This window comes from Synechococcus sp. O70.1 (genome assembly GCF_047462215.1).
Lineage (GTDB): Bacteria > Cyanobacteriota > Cyanobacteriia > Thermostichales > Thermostichaceae > Thermostichus.
The window spans coordinates 35391-48893 of sequence record NZ_JANSIT010000010.1 but is presented as its reverse complement, the minus strand read 5'-3'; the positions used below and the strand labels follow the sequence as shown (position 1 = coordinate 48893).

General features: G+C 59.4%; 14 protein-coding genes and 1 tRNA gene. 6 read left to right on the top strand and 9 right to left on the bottom strand.

Annotated elements, in window-relative coordinates; genetic code table 11:
* The first annotated feature begins 8 nt into the window (after positions 1-8).
* The 4 genes from NW833_RS07505 to NW833_RS07490 all read left to right on the top strand — a co-directional run bounded on the left by NW833_RS07505 (position 9) and on the right by NW833_RS07490 (position 3088).
* Positions 9-1187 carry a pentapeptide repeat-containing protein gene (locus NW833_RS07505; RefSeq protein ID WP_414412053.1) on the top strand — a complete coding sequence of 393 codons (1179 nt, stop codon included), beginning with the start codon at positions 9-11 and terminating at the stop codon, positions 1185-1187.
* Between the two features lie 6 nt (positions 1188-1193).
* Positions 1194-2306, top strand: coding sequence for an LptF/LptG family permease (locus tag NW833_RS07500; protein WP_414410952.1), 1113 nt, complete (start codon positions 1194-1196; stop codon positions 2304-2306).
* 329 nt (positions 2307-2635) lie between these two features.
* A complete protein-coding gene (locus NW833_RS07495) occupies positions 2636-2938 on the top strand; it encodes a Mo-dependent nitrogenase C-terminal domain-containing protein (RefSeq protein ID WP_414412052.1) in 303 nt (100 codons plus the stop codon).
* 76 nt (positions 2939-3014) lie between these two features.
* A tRNA-Pro gene (locus tag NW833_RS07490) sits at positions 3015-3088 on the top strand.
* Positions 3089-3133: 45 nt separating this feature from the next.
* Here NW833_RS07490 and NW833_RS07485 read toward each other — a convergent pair.
* The 3 genes from NW833_RS07485 to NW833_RS07475 all read right to left on the bottom strand — a co-directional run bounded on the left by NW833_RS07485 (position 3134) and on the right by NW833_RS07475 (position 6446).
* Positions 3134-4423, bottom strand: coding sequence for a bifunctional folylpolyglutamate synthase/dihydrofolate synthase (locus NW833_RS07485; protein ID WP_414412051.1), 1290 nt, complete (start codon positions 4421-4423; stop codon positions 3134-3136).
* A 67-nt stretch (positions 4424-4490) separates the two neighbouring features.
* A complete protein-coding gene (gene serA / locus NW833_RS07480) occupies positions 4491-6074 on the bottom strand; it encodes a phosphoglycerate dehydrogenase (protein ID WP_414412050.1) in 1584 nt (527 codons plus the stop codon).
* 138 nt (positions 6075-6212) lie between these two features.
* Complete coding sequence (locus NW833_RS07475; RefSeq protein WP_414396374.1) at positions 6213-6446, bottom strand: DUF3148 domain-containing protein; 234 nt, start codon at positions 6444-6446, stop codon at positions 6213-6215.
* 355 nt (positions 6447-6801) lie between these two features.
* On the opposite strand from NW833_RS07475, the gene NW833_RS07470 reads away from it, so the two are divergent.
* Both NW833_RS07470 and mazG read left to right on the top strand, forming a co-directional pair.
* Positions 6802-7029, top strand: a complete 228-nt coding sequence (locus NW833_RS07470; RefSeq protein ID WP_414396373.1) for a DUF2949 domain-containing protein — start codon at positions 6802-6804, stop codon at positions 7027-7029.
* Positions 6998-8089, top strand: a complete 1092-nt coding sequence (gene mazG / locus NW833_RS07465; RefSeq protein ID WP_414412049.1) for a nucleoside triphosphate pyrophosphohydrolase — start codon at positions 6998-7000, stop codon at positions 8087-8089. Before NW833_RS07470 ends, mazG begins: the two co-directional genes overlap by 32 nt.
* Here mazG and NW833_RS07460 read toward each other — a convergent pair.
* From NW833_RS07460 to NW833_RS07435, 6 genes are all read right to left on the bottom strand, one after another.
* Positions 8075-8497 (bottom strand): hypothetical protein, encoded by a 423-nt coding sequence (locus tag NW833_RS07460; protein ID WP_414396367.1) that lies wholly within the window; start codon positions 8495-8497, stop codon positions 8075-8077. The two genes, mazG and NW833_RS07460, sit on opposite strands and share 15 nt — an antisense overlap.
* A gap of 552 nt (positions 8498-9049) precedes the next feature.
* A complete protein-coding gene (locus NW833_RS07455; RefSeq protein ID WP_414396365.1) occupies positions 9050-9199 on the bottom strand; it encodes a hypothetical protein in 150 nt (49 codons plus the stop codon).
* 379 nt (positions 9200-9578) lie between these two features.
* The gene (locus tag NW833_RS07450) at positions 9579-10376 is read right to left on the bottom strand and encodes a thermonuclease family protein (RefSeq protein ID WP_414412048.1); all 798 of its coding nucleotides are present in this window, start codon (positions 10374-10376) and stop codon (positions 9579-9581) included.
* 256 nt (positions 10377-10632) lie between these two features.
* Positions 10633-11451, bottom strand: a complete 819-nt coding sequence (locus NW833_RS07445; protein WP_414396361.1) for a hypothetical protein — start codon at positions 11449-11451, stop codon at positions 10633-10635.
* Positions 11452-11920: 469 nt separating this feature from the next.
* The gene (locus NW833_RS07440) at positions 11921-12271 is read right to left on the bottom strand and encodes a hypothetical protein (RefSeq protein WP_414396358.1); all 351 of its coding nucleotides are present in this window, start codon (positions 12269-12271) and stop codon (positions 11921-11923) included.
* A gap of 328 nt (positions 12272-12599) precedes the next feature.
* Positions 12600-13355: an ankyrin repeat domain-containing protein gene (locus NW833_RS07435; protein WP_414412047.1), complete on the bottom strand. Its 756-nt coding sequence runs from the start codon at positions 13353-13355 to the stop codon at positions 12600-12602.
* Positions 13356-13503: the final 148 nt, after the last annotated feature.

Below are 13503 nucleotides of genomic sequence, written 5' to 3'. Positions count from 1 at the left end.
CCCCTGCCATGACCGACGAAGGCTTGCCCAAAGAGTTGCCCTTGGCAGAAGCCGAAACCCCGCCCTTCGCGGCCTCGCCGTGGCCGCCTCTGCTCAAGCTGCTGCTGTTGGGGATCCCGGCCCTCCTGCTGCTCTTGGGCCACTGGGCAAAGCAGCCAGCCTTGGGCTGGGGGGCGGTGCTGACCTGGCTGGGCCTGGCGAGTTGGTGGGGGCGTCCGCTCTGGGTGCAGATTGGGCGCGACCTCTGGCAGTGGCTGACTACTTGGCCCACCCTGGGATGGGCGGTGGCTGCCCTTGGCTTGGCTGGGGTGGGAGGATTGGCCGGGAGTGGGGTCTTCTCGACCCTGAGATCCCTGAGTTGGGAGGCCATTGGGGCCCTGGGCGAGGTGTTCGGGGCTACAGGCCAGATCCTGATCGCCCTTCTAGCTGCCTACATCGCCTGGCGGCAGTATGTTATCTCCCGGGATCTTACCATCCAGCAGAACATCATCACCCAGCAGCAGACCATCGACGCCTACTTCGAGGGCATCTCCAACCTGGTTCTCTCCCCTGACGGGCAGTTGGACGACTGGCCCCTGGAGCGGGCCATTGCGGCTGGGCGCACAGCAGCCATCTTGAACGGGGTGGATCGCTTTGGCAAAGCCAAGATCCTGCGCTTCCTCTCCACCGCCAACTTGCTCAGCCCCCTGCGCCGCGACGAACACCTGGGCCGGCCCATTTTGGACGGCAAAGGCGGCTACCAGCGGGATCGCGTGAATGGCATCCGCGTGGTTAACCTGGGCACGATGCTGGAAGGAGCCGATCTCCATGGCACCTCGTTGCGGGGGGTAGACTTCAGTGATGCCAGCCTAGAAGGAGCTGACCTGCGGGATTGCGATCTTAGCCACACCAACCTCTGCGGGGCCAACCTGCGCAATGCTGACCTCCGTGGGGCCGATCTTTACCGCGCTTTGCTGTTTGTGGGATCCCTCCAGACAGCTTCCCCTGTCCAGCCGGGGCAAAAGCCCGATTTCAAAACGGGAGCCTACGCCGGCGCCATCGTGGCGGGGGCAGACTTTCGCCGGGTGCGTCGCCTTTCCCCCGAACAGAGAGCTTACCTAGCCGCCTGGGGAGCTAAGCTCGATCCCGAGCCTCCGCAGGGAAAAGGGGCGAGGGGTGAGGGCCTGCCGGGGAACCGTTCAAGCTAGCTAGAGATGGCCCGCTTGTTCACCAAGTTTTGGCTGCTGGAGCGCTACCTCTTTGGCCAGATGCTCGCCCCCCTTTTGGCTGGCCTGGCGGGGGGAACCCTGCTGCTCTTGGCGGGCCGGCTCTTTACTCTGGCCGAGCGGCTGGTCGAGGGATCCGTGCCACCCCTAGGGGTGTTGCGCCTTCTCATTTTGGATCTGCCGGAGATGGTGGTGCTGGGCATGCCCATCGCCGCTTTTTTTGCCACCCTACTGACCTTGGGCAAGCTGAGCGGCAACAGTGAAATAACCGCCATGCGGGCGGCGGGGATTCCGTTTACGCGCATTTTTCGACCTCTACTTCTAGTGGGGCTGCTTTTGAGCCTAGCCGCTTTTGTGATGAGCAACGTGCTCTTGCCAGCTAGCAAGCGGGAAATCCGCCGTATCGACCAGCAGGCACTTCTGACCCAGGCCACCAGTTTGGTGCAATACGACGTCTTTTTCAAAACCGAAGACAACCTCTGGTTTTTTATCCGCCAGGTGGATCCCCGCCTCAACACCATGCAGGATGTCACCATCTTGCGGGTGGATCCCTTGCCGGGGGGCAAGTACCAGTTGGTGGAGGTGACCCTGGCAGCTCAGGCAGTGTGGAATGGCCTGGGCTGGACTCTCAGGGAAGGCGTAACCCACCGCTACGGCCCCGACGGCCTCAGCCTGGCCGAGGAACCCTTCGACTACAAGCCGCTAGAAGTCTCCCAAGATCTGGCCACCCTGATGCAGCCGCCAGTTCCCCCCAACGAGCTGAGCCTGCCGGAGCTGGCGGAGCGCATTGCCCACCTTGCCCGCTCCAACCTCAATACTCAACCTCTGCGCACCGAGTTCCACATGCGCTTTTCCCTGCCCTTGGCCAGCTTTTTTGCCGTGCTCATTTCCCTCCCCTTAGGCTCCACCACCGCGCGAAGCGTAGGCCGCTACGGGGGCGTCGTCTTGGGGATCCTCTTGGTGTTCGCCTACTACGTGGTGCTGAGCGTGTCTCGCAGCCTTGGGGAAGCAGGAGCTCTTCCCCCCTGGGCAGCAGCCTGGAGCTTCAACCTCCTCTTCGGCGGCCTCGGCCTGCTGCTGTTGGCCCGTTTCTTACGCTAGGGAGGTCGACTTCCAGGAGTTTTCAGGAGGCTTTTGCCAGGGAAAAGCTAGGGTTAACCTAGGGCTAGAAGGCACCTATAGGTACAGGGATCCCCCTCCTCCCCCAGGGGGTTTCTCCAGATCCACTGATGGGTATAGATACCTATGATGGGTTAGGTAGGAGTATATCGGAGGAACTGGAGAGAGGGTAAGAATGTAGCTTTATTTACAAATCAACTTTTGTATGCAAAACATGTAGCTCTGCAAGGTTGAGCAGAGATCCTTATTCCCGAAGGCAAGCTTTCCGCCGGGAAAGTCAAACTAACGGTTAGGAGAGAGAAAACTGTCCTATGGCTTCTATGTATCTCAAGTCTGCAGCTCGTCTAGGCAACTGGCTACAGACCCCTCTGGAGCTTATTCGAGCAGCCATCGATGCTGTAGAAGTGCGGGATCCCCGCCTTGCCCACTTTCTGTGCCGGCGGATTCCCGCCCGCTGCCCCTTTGAGCGAGACATCATCTTGTTTGGCTATAGGGTAATGCACATCCCAGCACTATGCAAGCTCAACCCCTTTTATGAGCAGTTGGTAAGGCTGCGCTTGCGAGCTCTGTCCTTCCTAGCGGAGCGGGGGGACGACATCAGCCACTACCTGTGAGGCGAGAAGAGGGGGCAGGAGTTTGGCGCTTGCAGGTAGAGATCTGGGGCAATTTTCTGCCATAATTTAGTAGCGACGGGATGTAGCGCAGCTTGGTAGCGCATCTGCTTTGGGAGCAGAGGGCCGCAGGTTCAAATCCTGTCATCCCGATAAGGCGGCAAAAGGAGGCGCTTGGTCAGACTAGCGGCAGGATTCTCAGCAGGCCAGATCCCATCCTAGGCAAGCCTGCATCACCTGGCCCAGCAGGTATAGGGATCCACAGACCACCCCGGGTGGCTCGTCGGGATCAGGAGGCTGCTGCAGTTGGGCCCGCAGAGCGTCAAGATCTGGCAGGGCCTGGGCAAGGCAGAGATGGGGCTGGAGGCTTCGAGCTAGGTGGGCCAATTCTTGCGGATCCGTTCCCGCATGGCCGAGGATGGGCAGGGCCAGGAAGCGATCCCCCGGTCGCAGTAGGGTAGCCAGAATACCCTTGACATCCTTGGTAGTGAGGATGCCCATGTACCAGGTGAGGGGTCCGGGCTGGTGCTGGTCGAGGTAGCGGCGCAGAGCTTGGGCAGCCGGCAAGTTATGGGCTCCATCCAGCAGCAGCTGGCGGGATCCCATCTGCACTCTCTGTAGGCGGCCCGGCCAACGGGTGAGAGCAAATCCTTTGGCAACAGCAACATCTGGGATTTGCCAACCTTGTTCCTGAAGAGTTTCCACAACGGCCAGAGCTACCGCCCCATTGACCAGTTGCACCTCACCGGCCAGGGGCAGGGTAAGCACCTGATCCCGCCAGCGGACAGTCTGGGGACCCGACCAGTGCAGAGGCTCCACTACCCGCAGGGGACTGCCCACCTGCTCTGCCTTGGCTTGGAGCACGGCCATCACCTCAGGGGGTTGGGGCGCGCATACCACGGGGATCCCTGGCTTAAGGATGCCGGCCTTTTCGGCGGCAATTTGCTCCAGGCTATTGCCTAGGCGTTGCCAGTGATCCCAGCCGATGGAGGTGATGGCGGTCACCACCGGCTCGATTCCGGCATTGGTGGCATCTAGCCGACCCCCTAAGCCCACTTCCATTACAGCCACCTCCACCTTTTGCTGGCGGAAGTATAGCCAGGCAGCAGCAGTGAGGGCCTCAAACTGCGTCGGAGAAGCCTCGCCAGGAGCGTAAGTTTGTAGACAGTCCCGCACTTGGGCCAACGCTTGGCTCCAGTCGGTGGCGGAAATATACTCCCCATTGAGCCAGATCCGCTCGCGCCAATCTACCAAATGGGGGGAGGTGTAGCGGCCCACCCGGTAGCCCGCCGCCCACAGCACGTGGCTAACCCAGGCGCAGACGGATCCCTTGCCGTTGGTGCCAGCGACGTGGATGGCTGGGATCCCCGCCTGCGGCTGGCCCAGGCGCTGCAGCAGAACCTGCATGCGATCCAGGCTGAGATCGACGCCAAAGTGGCCCAGCGACTCCAGAAACCCAGGCCAATCCCAGGTTGAGATCCCACCCATTGGCGACAGGTTATTCGGGCTCCAGCTTCACCTCAACTCAGCACTTCCTCACTGGCGCCAAAAGCTGTCAAAGGTTCACCACAAAAGCGTCGCGAATGCCCGGCTGCTTGAGCACCTCTTCTAGGATTCCATCTGGCAGGGGATCATCTAGGCTGAGCACCATCACCGCATCGCCGCGGATGATCTTGCGCCCCACCTGCATGCTGGCGATGTTGACGTTGTAGGCCCCCAGCAGGGTGCCAATCCGCCCGATGATCCCCGGCATATCCCGGTGCAAGGTCATCAGCATGTTGGCCGAAGGCGGCACATTGACCGGGAACTCGTCGATCTGGGTAATGCGCACCTCCCGCTCCCCAATCAGCGCCCCCGAGACGGAACGCACCCCATTGGGGCCGTGGGCAATCAAGGTCAGGGAGCCGGAATAGTCCTTCACCGAGGGATCCCGCGTTTCCACTACGCGGATGCCCCGCTCCTTGGCCTCAATGGAAGCGTTGACGTAGTTGACCCGCTCCCGCAAGGCCAGCGTCAAAAGCCCCTTGAGGGCAGCGATGACAATTGGCCGGCTGTCTTTCTCTGCCAGGGATCCCTGCAGGCGGATCTCCAACTGGCTAACCCGATCCCCCGCCAACTGACCCACCAGGTTGCCCAGCGTTTCGGCCAACTCGAGGTAGGGCTTGAGGCTTTGCAGCACCTCTGCCTGCAGGCCGGGAATGTTCACAGCCGAGCGAGCGGGCAGCCCCAGCAACACATCGCGGATCTGCTCGGCTACATCGATGGCTACATTGACCTGCGCCTCCTCGGTAGAAGCCCCCAGGTGCGGTGTCAGCAGGAGCTCCTTGCCCAAGGAAAGAAGAGGTGAATCTTTGCTGAGGGGCTCTTCGGCAAAGACGTCCAGGGCCGCCCCGGCAATCTGGCCGGATTTGAGGGCTTCGTAAAGGGCCTGCTCGTCTACTAGGCCGCCACGGGCACAGTTAATCAGGCGGGCGGTCGGCTTCATTAGGCGAAAGGTTTCAGCGTTAAATAGGTTAGTGGTCTCGGGGGTCTTGGGAACATGCAGGGTGATGTAGTCCGATTCCTGCACCAGGGTTGTGAAATCCACCAGGCGCACCCCCAGTTGCTCCGCCCGCTCTACGGAAATGTAGGGATCGTAGGCCAAAAGCCGCATCCCCATCGCTTTGGCAATCTGGGCTACATGGGAGCCAATCCGGCCCAGGCCAACGATACCCAGGGTCTTTTTGTAAACCTCTACCCCCACAAACTCCTCTCGCTTCCACTGGCCTGCTTTCAGGGAGGCATTGGCATCGGCAATGTGGCGCGAGAGGGCCATCATCAGTGCAATAGCGTGCTCGGCGGCAGCGATAGTATTGCCCTCAGGGGAGTTGACCACCAGGATCCCTGCTTTGGTGGCAGCAGCCACGTCGATGTTGTCCACACCTACCCCTGCCCGGCCAATGATTTTCAAGTTCTTCCCGGCCTCAATGACCTCACGGGTAACCCGCGTGCCGGAGCGCACCATAATGGCATCGTAGTTGGGGATAACTGCGATCAGCTCCTCGAGGGTGAGGTTGGTGCGCACATCCACCTGAGCTACCTGGGAGAGGATGTCAATTCCCGCCTGGTCAATGGGATCGGTGACGATAACTCTGGGCATACGCAACGCTAGCCTAAATTGCCAATGCCGCAAGCCAGCCTGACTCCCGCCGCGGTGCTGAATGTTGACCCGACTCCAGCAAGCACCTTTAATCTACCGCGAAAGTCTGCCGGCCCTCTCAAGGCCTGTAGCTTCATCTCAGCGGGATCCCACGGGGGCAAGATATTTGCCGTCGATCAAAAAGAGGCCATTGGCAAACTGCACACAATAAGTGCCCAACATCCGCCGCTGCCGAATCACCCCTTGCTCGTGCAGCCGAATCAGATGGGCCGGGCGCAACATTGGGATTGGATCGGCCGTCTTTAGATAAGGAGGCATCTCCACTACCTCAACCCTTGCCCCCACCGGCAGCAAATCTTGAGGTTCAGCCATAGCAAGAATCCCCCAAGGGGTGACGAGAACACCTGCTTTCAGCTCAGCGGAGCTTGCGCTAGCTCCCTGCCGCCAGAAGCGCGGCGCTAAAAACAGCAGCTCCCAGTCAGCTTAAGGAAAGTGCTTCGGCTTCCTAAGCCGCTGTCAATCGCCAGCAGACTTGCTATTATACTCTGACCTCAGGGCCTTGATTTCCCGTGCTCTGGGTGGCAACCACTCGACCTCATTCCCCTTGCTCACCCTTGGCCTGCTTGCCGCCTCTTTGCGCAAACCCTGTAGGAGTGTTAAGAATAGTTACGTCAGCCGGCTACTTTCTCAGTTTTTTCAGCGGTTCTTTTCAGGATTGGAAACGACCATGGTAGATCCCATTCCTCCTCCGGCTTTGGAAGAATACCTCTTGCAAGCGGGCATCATCGACCGCTCGCAACTGAGCTTGGCCAAGAAACTGCAGCGCCGCCAGCAAGGACCGCTGCTGATGATCCTTTTGGAGCTGAGTTTCATTGACCTCGAGCAGCTCAGGCGTCTTCTAGATCTGGGCCGCACCTACGACCATGCTGCAAACGCTGGACAGCCTACAGCCTAACTGGCAAGAGGAGCTGGCCCACTGGTCGGCGGCGGGGCAGGGATCCCTGCTGCTGAAAAATTGCGGGAGCAAGGAACTGGCAGAGCTGGATCGTTGTTTACGGCAGGTCTGTGCCCCTGCTCAATCTTTGACGCTGCTGACAGCAGACTTGCAAGTGGTGGCTGGCCCCCTGACGCTGCAAAGCTGGGAGCCTGAAAAAACGGGTGCTTTTGCCCATCTCTACCTGGAGCGCGCCGAGTCTGCCCAGCACCTCAGCCGCCTTGCAGCAATCGTGGCCCAGCTACGTTCCCCCAGGGGTTGTCCTTGGGATCGCGCCCAAACGCCCGAATCCCTCACTCCCTACATCCTTGAAGAAGCCTACGAGACAGTGGCGGCCATTCGATCCGGGGATCCGGCGGCTATTGCCGAAGAGCTGGGGGACTTGTTGTTGCAGGTGGTGTTGCAATCCCAGATTTTTGCTGAGCGCAACCACTTCAACCTGGAAACCGTGGCAGCGCGGATTGCCGACAAGCTCATCCGTCGCCACCCCCATGTGTTTGGGGATAGCCCCCAGCCAGAGAGTTCTGACCTGTCCGAGTTGCACCGCTTTTGGGAAGACATCAAGCAGCAAGAGCAGCCGCAGCAAACTCTGGGTCAAAAACTGCTGCACTACGCTGAAACTTTACCCCCCCTGCTGGCCGCCTTGAAAATCTCCCAAAAGGTGGTGAGCTCGGGGTTGGAGTGGCCAACAGGAGAAAGGATCTGGGCCAAGATCCGCGAGGAGGAGGCCGAACTGCGCCAAGAGCTGGAACGAGATCCCCCCGACCGGGCGCGACAGGAAGCTGAGCTGGGGGATCTGCTGTTTGCCCTGGTCGCCTTGGGCTGCTGGTATGGGCTGGATGCTGTCCAGGCTCTGACCCAGACTAACCTGCGCCTTGCTCGCCGCTTTTTGCGCCTGGAAGAGCTGGCGCGGCAACAGGCAGAACAAGACTCCCCTCTCGAAGGCCGCAGCCCTCAAGAGCTAGAGGCGCTTTGGCAGCAAGCAAAGCAAGAACACCCCCATCCTTTAGGGATGGCGTAGCAGATTGAGGACAGGAAGAACTAGCTCTCGCTTAGGCAAAGCCAGGGGCTGGGGGGTCTCGCCCCTCCAAGAGGCAGGTGGCAGAGGGGAAGAAGAAGTTGGCACCTTGCCCACAGGGCGTAGTTGCCAGCGGATGATCTGCTCACCGCGGTAAAAGGTCACCACCAACTGATCCCCTTGGGGTTGGATTTGCCAGGTGCCATCGCCGCTGGTAACCGAAATCTGTTCGCCAGAAAAGGGCGCATCCAAAGCTGGCCCCGACTGGCTCCAAATCCGTCCGCCTCCTGTTTCCAGAACCAGTTGCACCGTTGCCCCCTGTCCTTGGCCGCTCAGGATCTGGCCAGTGCCAATCCAGACTTGGGTCTCTTGAGCCCCAGCAGACTGCCCCAGTTGCAGAGCCAGGAGCAACAGTCCTGTCCAGCTCCCCCAGCTTTGTAGCGCTCTCCCCCAACGCCGAGGGAAAGAAGAACCGCAAGCTAAGAAGGCCATTGCTCCCACGTTGTACTCCACGCTGCGCTAAAGCTAGAACAAGAGCCCGCAGCAGCAGCTTTCTCTCACCGAATCCTTTCCCAGTCTATAACCCTGCCCCTGCCTCGAGCCCCAGCCGCCTTGATCCCAATCTAGGCAACCCCTGCCTCCCCCCACTAGGCTGCAACTTGAGTCTCTGGCTACGGGGATCCCTAACAACCGTTTCGCCAATGCGCAGATCCAAGCCCTCTACCCTCTTCGGGGGGAGAGATCCTTTCTTCAGGCGTGAGAACTCCTCGCGAAACCTAGGGGGCTGAAGCGCAGCGCTGCCCAGACAGGAGGCAAAACCGAAGGTAGTCGGCTGGACACGGGGTGATCTGCAGGTCAACCTCCTGCTGCAACCCTGCGCCAGGGCCGGCCATGCTGCAGAAACTGCCTTGAGACCCCTTCCTCCGGGGGCTCCCACTGGGGCACCCCTACTTACGGAGAAGCTTAGGTGTTCCTCTCCTGTTCCAGCTTGGCCATTGCAATCTGGCTTTCTAGGTGGGAAATGCCCTCGCGAAGGGCAACTGCCTGGGCTTCCACCTCCTCTAGGGAGCGGCGAACGATCTCTGCCGCCCTGAGATGTTGGTCTCGCTGCACCAAAGCCTGGCGTGCCAGCTCGTCCTGGTTATGCTGGATAGCCGCTCTGAAAGACTACTTATACAACCCCGGGTGAAAGCAGACTTTCACTCGGCGTTGAGCCTTTCTTCCTGCTTCAGCGACCCATAGCTAGTTGCAGAGTCCACCCCTACCACCCCGCCAGAGGGATCTCCACAGGCGTCACTTCCCCGCGATCGCGATAGCGGGCCGTAGGCCTTGCTGCAGGTAGGTGCTCCCTGCCCCCATAAGGCACACCGGCTCATACGGAGCCAACTTTAGCCTAGGCAAAACGCCTACCCAAGAAGATGTACCTGCTAGCCTACTAGCTCAGCCCATCTACGTCAAGGAAGAAGGTTGGTTAGGTCCGGTGAATCAAGGACTAGAGGAGAACCCTTTGGGCTCTGACCAACCAATCCTCGGCCTTTTGCAGGAGTTGAGTGTACTTCCGTTCCAGTTGCTTACGGCTGGCCAGGGTTGTGGTCAGGCTGCGCTGCAGGTGTTTGAGATCCCGCTCCAGCTGCCGGATGCCTACCCCCTGCTGGCTGGACTTTTTCCCCAGCAGTTTGCCTAGCCCCACCATCACCACCGCCGTGGCAATACCCACACCTGCTGCTGCGGCTGGGTTTTCCTGCAGGAAAGACCCCTCCAAAGCGTAAGGCCCTGCAAAAGCTACAGTTTGCAGCGCTGTTTCTCGAAACTCCCACGGCATCACCGGCTTGGGTTGCTGCCAAAAACCACGGTGTGCCGCCTGCGCGACCCCTTGAGCTTCTAGGTAGCGCTCCCGGTTGGCCTCGTGCAAAAAGCGCTCGTAGACCACCGCCTGTCCTTGGCGCAGCATCTCCAAATTCACCAGGCCATCGGCGTTGTACACCTCGACAATGTGCAGCCCCTCTGGGGTGATGTAAAGAGTGTCGGCCTGCACCAGGGATCCCGGTGGCAGCAGCTTTTGCAAAGCCTCCTGCGAGAGCCGTCCCCACTGTCCCTGCGTCAGCTCCGGCGCATCTACATAGGCAAGGCGAAAACGGGTTGGCCTGCCGTTTAGGTCTGCCCAGAAGGTGTCCCCATCGACCACCGGCCGCACTCGCACTGTCTCGAAAGATTGGGCTGCTGCAGGCAGGATAACCCAATGGCTGGCAAGGACAGCCGCCGTCATCGGGAGGGAAGTTTTTGAGCTCATAGGGGTCACTCCTAAGGTGAAGTCAAGAAAAACTCTGGGAACAAACCCAAGCCCTAGAGCGTCCCTAGAGGCTTCTACAAGGGTAGCTGCTGCTCCCTGGGACGGTGGCTGCCACCTTTCGCACAAGGAAAGCTAACTTTCCTAGCCAAAAGACACGGCTTTTGGCCAACCACCTCAAGCAAACAGCAGCATTCGGGCTAGAGTTCAGCTCAGCAGAGCCTGCTCCTGGAGCACAATCTTTGCGCTGGCAGTGAAATTACAGACGGAGGCGATAGGGCTCTCCCTCGATCCCATCAGGCAGGGGAGGCGGGAGAATTTCCACTTCACCTGTGGGCAGCGTCCGCAAAACCGTGCCCAGTTGGGCCAGTTGCTTTAGGGCAAACAAGCGGGTGTCCCGGTCGCTGGTGGCGTTAAACACGCTCAGCCAGACATCGAAGCGAGAACGGCGGCTGAGAGGGCTGCGGGCAATGTTGTCCCCCAACTGGCGAAAGTCGTCGCCGGGCAAGCCCACCTGCTCCCGCCAGGCCGCGGCTTGGTAGTAGTCATTGCGACCTGCTTCCGCATCCCCCAGAAACATGAAATTGATCAGGGCGCGATCCACGTAGAGCCGCCAGGCATCGGGATTGTTCTGGGGGTTGAACTGCTGTAGGCCGCGATCCAAAATCTCGATAGCTTTTTCCGGCTGACCGGCCCAATAGGCCAACACCAAGCTAGACAGTCGGTAGCCCTGGAAGAAAGAGGGATCCAGCCGCAGCATGTGGTCAAAGTACTCGTAGGCAAGGCCGTAGCCGGTCTGGGCGCGGGCGCGGGCGTCGCCGTAGTACTGGATCAGCTCTAACCACAGCCAGGAAGCTCCCAGATTGCGGTAGCCCAGCCAGCCCAAGGTATTGGCCAGGGCAATGTTGCGGTTTTTGCGGACCTCGGCATTTTCTATGGCCTCCAGGTTGATCCGCTCCAACATGGGCAACTGGAGCTGCACTACCAGGATCCCACACAGCAGTGCCCCCCCAACGGCAGCCAAAGTGCCGGCCAGGGACAAGTGAGAGCGACGACGAGGTAAAGCAGCGGTGGTCATACGGGCAGGTCCTTGGGTGGCTCCAGTCCATCATGGCACTCCCCGCTCCCCAAAGAAGGAGACCGGCTTCTGGGTAACTTTGGCTGACCGCTCTGAAAGACTTAAAAGCGGACTTTTGCTCCAGGTTGACGCTTTCTTCCTGCTTCCACGACCCGTAGCTAGTGGCAGAGTCCACCCCTACCACCCCGCCAGAGGGATCTCCACAGGCGTGACTTCCCCGCGATCGCGATAGCGGGCCGTAGGCCTTGCTGCAGGTAGGTGCTACGAGCCCCCATAAGGCACACCGGCTAAAGACGGAGCCAACCTTAGCCTAGGCAAAATGCCTACCAGAAAGGATGTACTCGCAAGCCTACTAGCTCAGCCCATCTCCGTCAAGGCAGAAGGTTGGTTATGCAACAAAGTGGCCAATTGTCCAGTGAATCAAGGACTAGAGGAGAGCCCGCGGAGCTACCCAAATTCTGAACTGTTCTCAGCTATGCTGCTGCGTTAGCCGCTGCCAAAGCCGCAGAGGAATGCGCTCATGCGGGCACTGAAGAAGGCGAACCTGGGGCAAATCCTCTGGCAAGTAGTGCAAAGCCACCCGCGCTGTTGCCTCTAAGAGGCTGCACCGCCGCTGGGGATGCTGCTCGGCTTCCCCCAGATACACATCCAGCCAGCCGTCTTGCTCTCGGTAGCTAATCCGCAAAGCACAAGGAGAAGGCAGAAACTCTTTGCGGTAGAGCCGAAAGCCCTGCTCAGGACTCCATCCCAGCCACCACTGAGGCGCCAGTTGTCCCAACGGCCGACACCATACGTCTGCCTGAACTTGCTGCCCTTCCATACCTGCCACTCTAAGCCTCTTCTCCGGCGGAGTCTAGCTGCAAATCTTTGCCAACTACCCTCTAGGCAGGAACTCTACCAGAACCTCCCGTGCTGATGCAAGTCTTTATCAAGGAGACCCCCAGCTAGCTGGGTAAGATATTGCAATTTAATCTCAATAGTGCTATGCTGTCACCCAGTTGGGTGTTCGTCTTCCTCTCTTGTCTTGGGCGAAGCAGGGGATCCCGCACCGGCGGAACCAGCCAAGGGATCCCTTTTCCTCCTGGTCGAGGTTCTAGGCTGTTAACAGGGGCAGGGTTTTTTGAGGGGATTGGGGGGGTGGGAGAAGTTCAGAGAGTTGCACCTCGTTCCTGTAGCCACTGGACAGCTAGCCTGTGCTGGCGTTTTTGCGCATAGGCTAAGGGAGTGTATCCATCCTGATTGCGAGGGTTTAGTTCGGCCCCATGCTCCAGCAAAAGCTCCAGCATCGGGACATGTCCTCCCCAGGCAGCCCAGTGCAGGGGCGTTGCTCCAAAGCGGCTGCGGGCATTGACGTTAGCCCCGTACAGGATCAGAAAGCGAGCAATACCTAGATGTCCTTGGGCCGCTGCCTCGTGTAAAGGGGTTCGCCCTGCTTCGTCGACTGCATCCACAGGGGCTCCTTTAGAAAGTAGGCGGGCCAGAGCACTTTTCCGACCCGTGGCCACAGCCCAGTGAAGAACCCTACAGACATCTGCCCCTTGTTGAATCAGCAGGCTGATGACTTCTGCTCGATCGGCCAAGACAGCCCGATGCAGAGGAGTGTACCCATGGCGGTCTGGCAAGTTGATATCGCTGCCTGCTTTCAGAAGCCGCTCCACCACTTCCACCTGGCCGCTGGCGGCAGCCAAATGGAGTGGAGTTGCCCCTGTAGGATCCAGAGCGTGGACAGAAGCGCCATGGGCCAAGAGCAAATCCAACAGTTCCAAATCGCCAAGGAGTGTCGCTTTATGAAGCAAAGTCATTCCCTGAGCATCGACAGCATTCACATCTTCCCCCCGCTGCAAATGGGCCAATAATTGTTTTAGATCTCGATTGGCAAGAGCTTGATGAAGCGCTTCACTCATAACAAAAAAGCCAAGTTGCAATGAAGTTGGGCAACAGGAAGGGATCCTCGATAGGCCGGAATGGAGGCTCCAAACAACTTGGGCAAAGTCTAACACTGGATCCCTGCTGCTGAGGGAAGCGGGAGAACCAAGCGCTTGGTGGGATCCC

Excerpts from the sequence above, each read along its gene's own strand:
- NW833_RS07485 (WP_414412051.1), bottom strand. The coding sequence starts at position 4,423 with ATGGGTGGGATCTCAACCTGGGATTGGCCTGGGTTTCTGGAGTCGCTG.
- NW833_RS07445 (WP_414396361.1), bottom strand. The coding sequence starts at position 11,451 with ATGACCACCGCTGCTTTACCTCGTCGTCGCTCTCACTTGTCCCTGGCC.
- NW833_RS07470 (WP_414396373.1), top strand. The coding sequence starts at position 6,802 with ATGGTAGATCCCATTCCTCCTCCGGCTTTGGAAGAATACCTCTTGCAA.
- serA (WP_414412050.1), bottom strand. The coding sequence starts at position 6,074 with ATGCCCAGAGTTATCGTCACCGATCCCATTGACCAGGCGGGAATTGAC.
- NW833_RS07475 (WP_414396374.1), bottom strand. The coding sequence starts at position 6,446 with ATGGCTGAACCTCAAGATTTGCTGCCGGTGGGGGCAAGGGTTGAGGTA.
- NW833_RS07495 (WP_414412052.1), top strand. The coding sequence starts at position 2,636 with ATGGCTTCTATGTATCTCAAGTCTGCAGCTCGTCTAGGCAACTGGCTA.
- NW833_RS07500 (WP_414410952.1), top strand. The coding sequence starts at position 1,194 with ATGGCCCGCTTGTTCACCAAGTTTTGGCTGCTGGAGCGCTACCTCTTT.
- NW833_RS07435 (WP_414412047.1), bottom strand. The coding sequence starts at position 13,355 with ATGAGTGAAGCGCTTCATCAAGCTCTTGCCAATCGAGATCTAAAACAA.
- mazG (WP_414412049.1), top strand. The coding sequence starts at position 6,998 with ATGCTGCAAACGCTGGACAGCCTACAGCCTAACTGGCAAGAGGAGCTG.
- NW833_RS07440 (WP_414396358.1), bottom strand. The coding sequence starts at position 12,271 with ATGGAAGGGCAGCAAGTTCAGGCAGACGTATGGTGTCGGCCGTTGGGA.
- NW833_RS07450 (WP_414412048.1), bottom strand. The coding sequence starts at position 10,376 with ATGAGCTCAAAAACTTCCCTCCCGATGACGGCGGCTGTCCTTGCCAGC.
- NW833_RS07505 (WP_414412053.1), top strand. The coding sequence starts at position 9 with ATGACCGACGAAGGCTTGCCCAAAGAGTTGCCCTTGGCAGAAGCCGAA.